At 44.5% G+C, this 2,567-nt stretch carries 1 protein-coding gene and 1 CRISPR repeat array; the gene reads left to right on the top strand.

Annotated elements, in window-relative coordinates; all coding sequences use genetic code 11:
• The first annotated feature begins 131 nt into the window (after positions 1-131).
• Entirely contained in the window at positions 132-413 is a 282-nt protein-coding gene (gene cas2, locus ACE1CD_RS24955) for a CRISPR-associated endonuclease Cas2 (protein ID WP_374826600.1), read from the top strand.
• A gap of 185 nt (positions 414-598) precedes the next feature.
• A CRISPR array of direct repeats spans positions 599-2,544; the repeat unit is 36 nt; unit sequence CTCCCTACTCGCTAGGGAAATTAGTTGAATGGAAAC.
• Positions 2,545-2,567 lie beyond the last annotated feature (23 nt).

The raw sequence follows: 2,567 nt of genomic DNA, 5'->3' as shown, positions 1-2,567 counted from the left end.
GTTGCTTTTTATTTGTATATTGGTTTGTGGTTGCGCTTTATCGCTCTTACCCTAGCTTTAATAAGAGCGCTAAAGCGCAACAACATACCTTTATACAAATAACTAGCAACTTGCGTTACTACCATTAAGCAATGCTGTTCTACGTTGTCGTTTACGATATCCCTTCCGATAAACGCCGCCAGAAGGTTTCTAATTTGCTGGAAGGTTACGGTAAGCGGGTGCAATATTCGGTGTTTGAATGCGTTTTGACGCAAGCTAAGTATGAGGAATTGCAGCAACGATTGAGAAAACGAGTAAAGCTGGAGGAAGATAGCGTGCGGTTTTATCCTTTATCTGGACATACTTTGGGACAAGTGGAAACTTGGGGCGTTGGGCCATGTGTTACCCAAATGCCAGGGTCGGTGATTATTTAGTTTTGGTTGCGAGGCTGAGAGAAAATGCCTGGATTGGCGCAGTTGCGTGGCGAGCCTCGCAGCAAGGCTGGGTAAGGGTTTTAGCGATTTCTTGACTGCGAGGTTGGCTAGTTTTTGGTGTAAAATCGGGGAGGTTAGCAAATGCCCTCTGGACGCTAGTCTGGGTAAAGGTTTCAAATGCAGCCCTCCCTACTCGCTAGGGAAATTAGTTGAATGGAAACTTCCATGAAGCTATCGAGAACCACCATTCCAATGCCACTTCTCCCTACTCGCTAGGGAAATTAGTTGAATGGAAACTAATCCCTCTTTAAGAAAGGAATCTAAAAAAGATACATTTGACTCCCTACTCGCTAGGGAAATTAGTTGAATGGAAACGACATCGCTCCGCCGTGGGTCTCGACGTAACAAGTCTCCCTACTCGCTAGGGAAATTAGTTGAATGGAAACATAAATTCTCTTGGCTCCGCTTCTAAATTTGAAAAACACTCCCTACTCGCTAGGGAAATTAGTTGAATGGAAACAAAAAATCAAGAAGCTTTTGTTGTTTACTTCTCTCGCCTCCCTACTCGCTAGGGAAATTAGTTGAATGGAAACCCAAGGGTGTATGAATATCCCTTAAATTCGTTTTCTGCTCCCTACTCGCTAGGGAAATTAGTTGAATGGAAACTCTGTGTTTTTCCGTGGTGGCGATTTCATAGATTGTACTCCCTACTCGCTAGGGAAATTAGTTGAATGGAAACGAACGAGTGGACGCCGTACATCGCGGGTTCCGAGACGCGCGACCTCCCTACTCGCTAGGGAAATTAGTTGAATGGAAACGGTAAGTCTTCTGCGCCAAAAGCACTTTTAAATTTAGCTCCCTACTCGCTAGGGAAATTAGTTGAATGGAAACTCCCTACTGGACACGAACCCAGTGTGCTGTTGCAGCTCCCTACTCGCTAGGGAAATTAGTTGAATGGAAACTCGAAGCTAGCTATGAACTTCGGATCGATGTTAAAGTCTCCCTACTCGCTAGGGAAATTAGTTGAATGGAAACCAAATCCACCAAGAGCTTTCCTCGCTGGTGGAAGAGGAAGAAGCTCCCTACTCGCTAGGGAAATTAGTTGAATGGAAACCTGTGACATCTCCAGTGAGTGCAACTATATCTCCAGGGCCCTCCCTACTCGCTAGGGAAATTAGTTGAATGGAAACGCGGTGAAATCGGGCCAGCCGCCCTCGGAGTTTTTCTCCCTACTCGCTAGGGAAATTAGTTGAATGGAAACGTAAAGCTAGAAACTTTGCTGGCGATCGCAAATGCCTCCCTACTCGCTAGGGAAATTAGTTGAATGGAAACGGTTTTGATAACGCTTTGCATGAGCCTCCAAAGAAAACTTTGTCTCCCTACTCGCTAGGGAAATTAGTTGAATGGAAACATTTCCATGATTTTTCTCCTCAATTGATTGGCCTCCCTACTCGCTAGGGAAATTAGTTGAATGGAAACGTTACATTTGTCAGTTCGTTGGTGTAACTATCGCCTCCCTACTCGCTAGGGAAATTAGTTGAATGGAAACGAGATTTGGAATCGCTTTTGCCTAGAGGTTTCTTCTCCCTACTCGCTAGGGAAATTAGTTGAATGGAAACAATATCCCTTAAATTCGTTTTCTGCAACCACTTCTCCTCCCTACTCGCTAGGGAAATTAGTTGAATGGAAACCTGCGAATCCTGGCTGTATCGACTTACGGCATCAACTCCCTACTCGCTAGGGAAATTAGTTGAATGGAAACAAATCTAAACAAAGGTTCTTTACTCCAGTCCCAGCTTCTCCCTACTCGCTAGGGAAATTAGTTGAATGGAAACCCCACGAGCATCTGCGACGACACGGGCTGCGTGAACTCCCTACTCGCTAGGGAAATTAGTTGAATGGAAACTCGCTTTCGATCAAATAGCCTGGGAGGACTTTTGGCATCTCCGCTCCCTACTCGCTAGGGAAATTAGTTGAATGGAAACTCATTGATTTTTTCAATACTATCTAAGGTGTATCGACTCCCTACTCGCTAGGGAAATTAGTTGAATGGAAACGTTTTGTTGGATTGATATGCTTTTGCTAATTCCAAAAGCTCCCTACTCGCTAGGGAAATTAGTTGAATGGAAACAAAACATTACACACCCTAATCAG

Source organism: Aerosakkonema sp. BLCC-F183, from assembly GCF_041929145.1.
Lineage (GTDB): Bacteria > Cyanobacteriota > Cyanobacteriia > Cyanobacteriales > Aerosakkonemataceae > Aerosakkonema.
This window is presented reverse-complemented; position numbering and strand designations above follow the sequence as displayed.

Bases quoted from the DNA above. Each gene is read 5' to 3' on its own strand.
- cas2 (WP_374826600.1), top strand. From the start codon at position 132: ATGCTGTTCTACGTTGTCGTTTACGATATCCCTTCCGATAAACGCCGC.